Annotated in this window: 4 protein-coding genes; all 4 read right to left on the bottom strand. The window is 26.4% G+C overall.

The genetic code is table 11. From position 1 onward, the window contains the following. Positions 1 to 320, bottom strand: a 320-nt coding sequence (locus tag H2280_RS07735) for a hypothetical protein (protein WP_442862344.1), incomplete at its 3' end; no start/stop codon positions are given. Between the two features lie 43 nt (positions 321 to 363). Continuing rightward, positions 364 to 2676 (bottom strand): pentapeptide repeat-containing protein, encoded by a 2313-nt coding sequence (locus H2280_RS07730; protein ID WP_337216160.1) that lies wholly within the window; start codon positions 2674 to 2676, stop codon positions 364 to 366. A gap of 45 nt (positions 2677 to 2721) precedes the next feature. Next, positions 2722 to 4371: a hypothetical protein gene (locus tag H2280_RS07725; protein ID WP_337216159.1), complete on the bottom strand. Its 1650-nt coding sequence runs from the start codon at positions 4369 to 4371 to the stop codon at positions 2722 to 2724. Then, complete coding sequence (locus tag H2280_RS07720) at positions 4371 to 8120, bottom strand: type IIG restriction enzyme/methyltransferase (protein ID WP_337216158.1); 3750 nt, start codon at positions 8118 to 8120, stop codon at positions 4371 to 4373. The genes H2280_RS07725 and H2280_RS07720 overlap by 1 nt, the downstream gene beginning before the upstream one ends. Positions 8121 to 9086 lie beyond the last annotated feature (966 nt).

Below are 9086 nucleotides of genomic sequence, written 5' to 3'. Positions count from 1 at the left end.
TCAACTTCTTTTTCAAAACTGCAACCGACAAATTCAACTTCTTTTTCAAAATTACATTCCAAAGCAAAAACTTGATCTAAAAAATCACATTTGGTAAAATAAATTTTTACATCGTTTTGCTTTGAAAATTTAATTTTTGAAATTTTACTATTCTCTATAGTGAGTTCTTTTATACGCCATCTTTGCAAAGCATCAAAATCTATGCTTTCTATAGTAGCGTCAGATATTTTTATCTTAGTCCCAAACGGGTAAAGCCGCCAATCCCCTTTGGCTAAAATGCCATAACGTTTTAAATTCTCGATAAAATTTTCACTACTCATTTAATCTCTCATCTTTCATCGCATTTCCTTGACTTTCATTTGTTTAGCTCGGCACTATGGAATTTTTACGTGCGGTTTTTTGGAGTGAAAAGATACAAAGCAAAAGAATAATACCATATAAAATACTTGTGGATTTTATCGTTTTTTGCATAATCTCATCTTGATTTATGGTTTGCAAAATCTGCTCATATTTATCACCTAAAAATTCTTTTGCTATTTTTAGTTTTTCATCTTGCAAAATTGTGATATTTTCTTTATTGTCTATAATTATTTTTTTAGCAGAATTTAACTCCGTAAAGGAAATATCTTTGTAATCCATACTTAGATTAAAATCTTTTTGAGATATTTTCGCTAAATTTAAAATAGCACTTGTATTAAAATCATTTAATTTTTTTTCTAATTTACTTTCATAAATTTTACCTGATGAAAATACGTCTATAAAAGGATTTATTAGTTGCGGTTTTTCAAAAAGAACTATAACTAAAACTACATAAGCAAGAAGCCTTAAAATAAAAACAAAAAGCTCAATTTTAAAAGTAAATAAAATATAAAAAATAAATATACCTAAAAAATAAATCATAAAATAAAACGTTGGAATATATACTGATGATAAAAAAGTCAGAACTCCTATTGTAAAAATACCTTCAATTATAAACACCAAAATAAAGGCGATAAAAATAAATTTTTGTTTAAGACTTATTAAAAATATAAATAATAATACAGAAATACAATAGCTTATACAAAGTATTATCCAATTTTCAAGAGATGAAAAGTAATTTACAGTTTTTAAAAAAAAACAGTTTATAGCGCCATATAGCGAAATCATTAAAATTGTAAAATTTAAAATTTTTAAAAAATTTGTATGATGATCGCTTGTATTTCTATATATATGCAACAAGACACAATCAAACCATAAAGTAAAATCAGTCATTCTCTTTCCAAAACGACTGATTTTTCTCTTGTATTTCAAAAATTCAAGCTTTATAATTCTATCAATTGATTTTATGTTAAATATGCAAAATAAAATAATTTGTATTATTTTATATATGGTTTTGGCTAGAATTTTAAAAAATACCAAAAAGCATTTAAATACATAAGATAAGACAAATTTAACTATTTTATATATGGTTTTACATCGAATTTTAAAAAGTGCCAAGAAAAAATTAAAAGTTAATTTACTCATAAAGATTAAAAAATAAATGATAAAACAACCAATACTTGCTATTATATCCTCTATTATATTTTTTCTAAAGCTTATTTTTTTTATTTTACGCTTACTTTTACCTTTTTCATCTTCTCCTAATAGAATTTCTAGCTCTTTTTCCTTGGTATAAAGTTCTAATTTATGCCATTCTTGAGCTTCTAAAGTATTGTTTTGATTTGTTAAAACATCTTTAATAACCCTAAAAGAATCTTTACAATCTTTAGCGCATTTTAATTTATACTTATTTTCAATTTTAAAAATACTTTTTTCATCTTTATTAATTTCATCTTTATAATTATCTTTTATATAATTTTCTACTGATTTAAAATTTAATTTGTCTATATCAACATTAATTAAATTTACAGCTTTTTGCTCCTTAAAATAACAAGCACTAAAATTCGGAACTTTTTCAAATTTTACTCTATAAAAACAAGTATTTTTTTCAAATCCACACGCGTGAAAATCGGCATAATCTTTAAAATGAGAATCAGTGAAATATATACTATTGGCAATTTTAGAATTATGAAAATCTGCTCTTTTGTTAAAAATACAATCTTCAAATAAAATATTTGATTCGCTATAATCTCTATTATCAGTGAAATATATACCATTGGCAATTTTAGAATTATGAAAATCTGCTCTTTTGTTAAAAATACAATTTTCAAATAAAATATTTAATTCGTTATAATTTCCATCCTTGGGTGATAGTGCAACGGATGTAAAACGTTTAAAATTTGCCTTATCTTTAAATTCGCAATTAGAAAAACTCGCTTCTTTTTGAAATGTTGTTTCGTTAAAACTCGCTTCTTTTTGAAATGTTGCTCCAGTAAAAATCACCTTATCTTGAAATATTGTTTTTTTAAAATTCGCTTCTTTTTCAAAATTACATTTTGAAGCAATAACTTGATCTAAGAAATTACATTTGACAAAATAAATTCTTAGATCATTTTGATTTGAAAATTTTATGTTTGAAATTTTACAATCATATACATAAAGTTTTTTTATACCTTCTTCTTGCAAAGTTTTGAAATCTACTTCTTCTATAGCGGCATTAGATATAAATATCCTAGTTTTCCATTTTTTAAATCTTTTAGCATCTCTAGCCAAAATGCCATAACGTTTTAAATTCTCGATAAAATTTTCACTACCCATTTAATCCCTCATCTTTCATCGTATTTCCTTGATTTTCATTTGTTTTTAGCTAGGCACTATGGAATTTTTACGTGCGGTTTTTTGGAGCGAAAAAAGGACTAAAGCCATTAGTATAGTATAAGCAAATGTTAAATGTATAAATAAAGGATTATCAAAAGATATTTTATCATAAACAAGCTTTCCAATTAAAGGATTTAAAATAAATATATTTTTACCCATAGCAAAAATAGTAACAATATAACTAAAAACTATAAGAATATATCTAAAAAATAATGAATTTAAATATACTATCCACAAATAAAAAATGCAAAATGCAAAAAATATCCCTATATTTGATAAAATCGTTAAATTATTTTGACTCTTTGGAATAAAGATATTTATATAAAGTAAAATTACCAGTAAAGCAAAAACATAAGCACATAAATTCCATAAACTTTTTAATCCATCTTTAAAAATTATGTTTTTTATAAAATCTAATTGTATATCTTTTAAAATCTTATAAAGTGTCACTATAATAAAAATCAAACAAATAATACAAAAAATTATCAAAATATAGCCATAATATTGTTGTATAAATGAAAAATTTAAAATTTTTTGTTTAGCTTCTGTAAAAAAAGAAAATATATTTGATAATTTATCCAAATCTTTGGATTTTTTTTCTAAATTAAACTCAAATCCTCCTATAAAAATAAACAAAACATACAAAGCAATCAATAAAATAAGATTATTAAAAACTCGCAAAAAGTCCGTATGATGATCGCAAAGTTTGCGATAAAATCCCAAAAGTAAAAAATCCACAAAATCTCGAATTCTCGAAATATTTTTTTCTAAATCTGTCATATTTTCTACATTTTTGCCTTTTTTATCCCAATTTTGTTTTAACTCTATTTCTTTACAATAAAGCTCGTATTTGTGAAAATTTGATGCATCTAAGAGATTGTTATCTTTTATCAAGGCATTTTTAAAAGTCCTAAAAGAATCTCTAAAATCATTAGCAAATTCATGTAAAGGTTTTTTGTCTTGTTTGTTTTTATTAAATTCTCCATATTTTTGATTGATTTTCTCTTTTAAATTTTCAAAATCAAAATTTAAATTTGCATTGACAGCATTTAAACTGCCTTTTATAGTATTTTGAAAAAATACAAAAGAATTAAATTTTGCTCCATAAAAAGATAAATTTTCAAATGAATTTTTAAAAAACATACACTCATTACTAAAGCTATTATAATTAAAATAAGCTTCTTTGCTAAATAAATTATTACTTACACTAATATTTTGTATAGTATTTTCTTCGAATTTAAAATTTAAAATTTTATTCTCAAAAATACCTACTTCATTAAAATTATTCTTATTGATATTTATTTTATATATTTCTTTTTTAACCCAAAGAATACTAAAATAATTTTCAAAAATACTATTTTCAATTGAAACATATCCATTAAAATCATCTCTTATTATAAAACCATCTTCAAAACAACACGATTCAAATTTTAAAGATTGTATAGGAAATTCTAAAATTAAATTTGGCACTTTACAATTATTAAAAAATAAATTATATTTTTGAAAAATGTCAGTAGCAATAGATATTTTACAATCACTAATTTCAAATAAATTAGAATATTTTACATATAATATTTTATTTTTTTCTATATTTAACTTTTTGGCGATTTCTATTATTTGCTCTTTATATTCCATTACTTACCTTCGATTATTTTTATCTCATCTTCGGTGAGATTATACAACTTATAAACTAAAGTGTTTATTTTGTCTTCTTGAATTTTGGTGTCTGCGTTTTTGTCTTGTTCTTTGGCTTTTAAAATCTCATCGACTAGGGTTACTAATTCATCGGCTGTTTTTTGATTTTTGGAATTTATCTTTGGTATAGGAAGTTTTTCTAAATTATTAGTTTTTAATTCTCCCTCTATACCGCCGCCCATATAAAATTTTCTCAACATTAAATAAATAAAATTGCTATTAAAAAATGCTAAGAAATATTTTAAAATATTTGCATTTGAGGTGATAATATTAGCAGGTGCCATAGCTATAGAATAATTTTTTTCATAAGAAAAGCAAGGCTCCTTTGACATAATACAAGGATAAACAATCTTTTCTTTTTCAAATTCTTCGATATAGGCACAATTTCTAAGATTATAGGGGGTAATTCCTTTATCAGCCCTTTTTTCTAATTGTGGATAAAATTCATCTAAATGTTTTTTCAAGCTTGGATATTCAGCTATATTTATAGGTGGAATTTGGTTTTTATTTTCATCTTTATATCCATTGTGAGTATTGATTATCCAAAGTCCCGCCCATTCATAAGCATATCTTTTTATATCGCGTCCGCGTAGCATTTTACGTATGAGTTTGGCGGTGCGTTCTTTTTCTTCTTCGTCTTTGCAATTTGCTAAAATCTCATCTTTTTTTTCAGTGGTGATGATAAAAGCTTCATTGTAGCCGGTTTTGATACCATAATTTATATTAAGCCCATACCAATCCTTAAGCGGAGTGCCTATACGATCTATCTTAGCCTTTAGGGCACTGATGTTTTCATCGCTAAAAGTAAAGCTTTCTTTACTTAAGGATTTTTGCGGAAGTTCTTTGAAATTTGTATTTAAAGCGATATGAAATTGACAAGCTTTTAAATTTTCATTATCTAAGGCAAGGTATTTGAAATAAGAATCTTTAGGCTTTAGTTTTTTAAAACTCAGTATGCTTGTATCCACTGTGGCGTTACCAAAAACTTTGACGCCGTTTAGATCGATGTATTCGCAAATTTGAGTATTTTTGAGTAAAAATTCACGCAAAGCCTCGCCGTATCCTGCACGAGTGTATTTGTTAGATGTGATGAAAGATAGGACGCCATTTTCTTTAAGCACGTTAAAACCTAGCTCGTAAAAATACGTATAAATATCGCTCGTGCCTTTATAAACCTTATAATTTTTCGCCAAATTTGGCTTAAGTTCTTTTATCTCTTCTTGTCTGATATAAGGCGGATTGCCGATGATGAGATCAAAGCCTTGAAAATTTCCATTACTATCAAGCACTTCAGGGAATTCAAAACGCCACTCAAAAGGATGTGATTTTTCTAGCTCAAAAATACGCTCATAAAGATCTAAAAGTTTTTTAAATTCTTTTCTTGCAGCTTTTTCATCAAAACTGAATTCAAACATATTTTTAGAAAAAAAGCTTTTAAATTTTTCATCGTGATGTTCATCGGCTAAAAAATCGCCGTATTTTTTAGAATACTCGTTTGCGTTGTTGGTTAGTTGTTTGATTTCTTTGGCAAATTTGTCTTTAAGGCAAAAATTTTTAAAAGATTCTTTGAGGTTTTTGATTTCTTTAGCGATGAGATTTTTATCGGTGTAAAATCCTTCCTTATAGTCTTTAACTATGTGTTGATACTTTTTCATACGCTCTTTGATGTTAGGGTAATGCGATAAAGACTTTTGAGTGTCAAAATACGCGATCAAAGAATTTCCGCATTTTATGTTTATGTCGATGTTGGGTAGGGTTTTAAGATCGTGATAATTCTCATCATCAAAACTTTGATAAAAACTATGCTTTAAAAGCTCTATCCAAAGTCTTAGTTTGGTGATCTCGCAAGAATTTGGGTTGATATCGACGCCAAAAAGATTGTTTTCTATGATGTCTTTTTTTGTGTGAAAAAGTTCTTGTTGGATCAAATGCGCTTTGTCTTTGTGCGTGCTTGGGCGTTTGTATTCTATAAATTCACCTTTGCGATCAGTGATGAGAATTTCATCGTTTTGCACCTCTAGGTAAAATTCTTCTTCGAAAAGATTTAATTCATCATAAATGCTAAGCATCACATTTAAAGCAGAAACTAAAAAATGCCCACTTCCCACGGCCGGATCGCAAATTTTGATAGAATTTAAAAGCTCTTTTTGTGCGTTTTTGTCTTCTTTTCTCAAAGATTTTCTTAACTCGCTTATGTCTTTAGCCTCAAGATCGAATTTGGCGTTGAATTTATCAAGAACTACTTTTGTGATACTTTCTTTACACATATAAGAAGTGATAAAGCTTGGCGTATAAAAACTTCCTTCTTTGTAGCCGTTGAGTTTTTCAAAAACATTTCCTAAAACGCTAGAGCTTATGAGTTCTTTTTGGCTTAAAATTTCGCTTTGCTCATCATCGCTACCAAAATCAAAACTATCTAAAAATTCAAACAAATACTCTAAAAGCCCAACTTGTCCTTTTTTAGCCTTGCATTTATCATCCTTTAACACTGTGTGTTTATAGTAATCAAGCTTTAGATTGTTGCTTAAATTTGCGATTTCAAGGGTATTTTCTATGCTTTGTTTTTCAAATAAAGATGAATTCAAGTAAGGCAAATAAGCAAATTCGCTTTTCTTTCTTGTATCTTTTGCCTTAGCTAAAATTTCAAAGAAAAGTTCGCTCAATTTACCAAAATCTGGAATTTTTTTGACATTTAAAAATTTCAAATTTTTATCATCATTAAAACGCACCAAATTTGACTCGATAAGCTTTAAAAATAAAATACGATTTAACCATAAAATCAAAAGCTTTAAAATGACTTCAAAATTTTCTTCTTTAAGCTTGGAATTAATAGCCGTATAAAAAGTACCCTGCTCTTCTTTGCTTTCCTCGCTTTTGGCGATGATGAGTTTTGAGTTTTGTTTGTTTTCACAAAGCCCTAGGATATACAAAAGCTCTTTATAAAACGCGTTGTTTAGGGAATTTGCGTCGTTTGGATTGAATTCGGCCAATAAACAAGCTTTATTAAAAATTTTAAACAAGGGTTTTAACTCGCTAAAGCTTGGTTTTTCTTGCTCTAAAATCGGCTTTAAGTCGATAAAAATTCCTTTCAAACTGCTTTTAAGATAAAGATCTGAATTTAAAAGCTTTTCAAATTCTTTATAAATTTCATCGGTATTGCCTTTAAAAAGAGAGGCTTTGCTTTCAAAATTTTCAAAAGCTTCCTTACAATGCTTGTTTTTGTTAAAAAGCTCTTCAAACAAATCTGCCTTGAAAATGAAAAAACTATAAAAATCCGTGATGATGATATGCTTAAGCGATGAATTTAGGGCTTTTCTTTCGCGAAGATAATACAAAATGCACTCTTGCAAGGCTTTGCAATTTGGCTTGTTTTGAGTGAAAAATTCTTTAGAATGAGGCGTTTTTGCTTCGATGATGACTTGAGTAAATCCATCTTTTTTTAAGGCTAAATCTATGCCGCTATTGCCTTTGTGTATGCTTTTGACTTCGCATTCAAAATTTAAACTTTCAAAAAATTTGCTTAATGCATTTGCCACGAGGGAATCTTCGTTGTTTTTGAGATTGTTTTCGAGGTTGGTTTTATAGTCCTTTAAAATCTTAACAAAATCGTTTAATTCTGTCTCTAAAATAGGCTTTTTGCGATAATAAGGATTTAAAAATTCTTTTTCATTAAGCAAAGTAAAAAGCATCATCAACCTTTAATAAAAAATAATTTATTATTTTACTAAAATTTACTTTTGATAAAGAAAAAATCCCTACAAGTTTTTTAATTTTTTAAGAATTTGTTGATGCCTTTGTAAGTTTGTCAAAGACTTATTTAAAAATTTTTCTAAGATCTTTTTTTCTTATAAATTTTTTGATTTGTCAAATATAAAAATATTTTATTATTTTTATCCAAAAATTAAAATTTCTTGCTTTAATCTTTGTATAGTTTATCATAACCACTAACACCCTTTTTTAGGCTAGTAAAAAATACAAATTTACATAAATAAATCTCTACACCACAAATCATTTAATAATTTAAAAATACATGATAACTCTTAAAACTAAAAAATAAATTTAACGAGATAACCAACTCAAAAACTAATCACTACCAATAAACTAGATTTCCAAAAATAAAAATCCAATCTACCTAACTAAAATCAACTATAAAATGAATCTTTATAAACACTAACTCAAAAACATTTCTCATCAATCATTTAATAAACTCTATCCCTAAGCTAAAAAACTAGAATCCTATATACAACCTAATAAATCTAAAACTAAACAAAATAAACTAAAACAACAAAAGTTAAAACATACAAAGCATCCAAAGAAAAATTAAAAGATTAATTTTTAACAAGATATAAAACCCACCCTAATAAGACTTAACAAACTAATCCCAAAAACTTAACTATATAAGACAAATCCAACCAAACTAACTTAACCTTGACAACCAAAAAACAAAAACCAATCAAACATCAGCTAAAGCCATACAACTAAACAAGATAAACCTACACAAGCAAATACAAACCCAAACCTTAAACTAAATCCTTTTAAATAACCAAATCAAAGATATGAAAAATAAAGATTAACCTAAATCAATCAAACTCTTATTTGCAAACAATAAACAAACCCTATATAGAACAACAACCAAACCAAACTAACAATAAAGA

It is taken from the genome of Campylobacter sp. 2457A (assembly GCF_020135895.1).
Classification (GTDB): domain Bacteria; phylum Campylobacterota; class Campylobacteria; order Campylobacterales; family Campylobacteraceae; genus Campylobacter_D; species Campylobacter_D taeniopygiae.
This window is presented reverse-complemented; position numbering and strand designations above follow the sequence as displayed.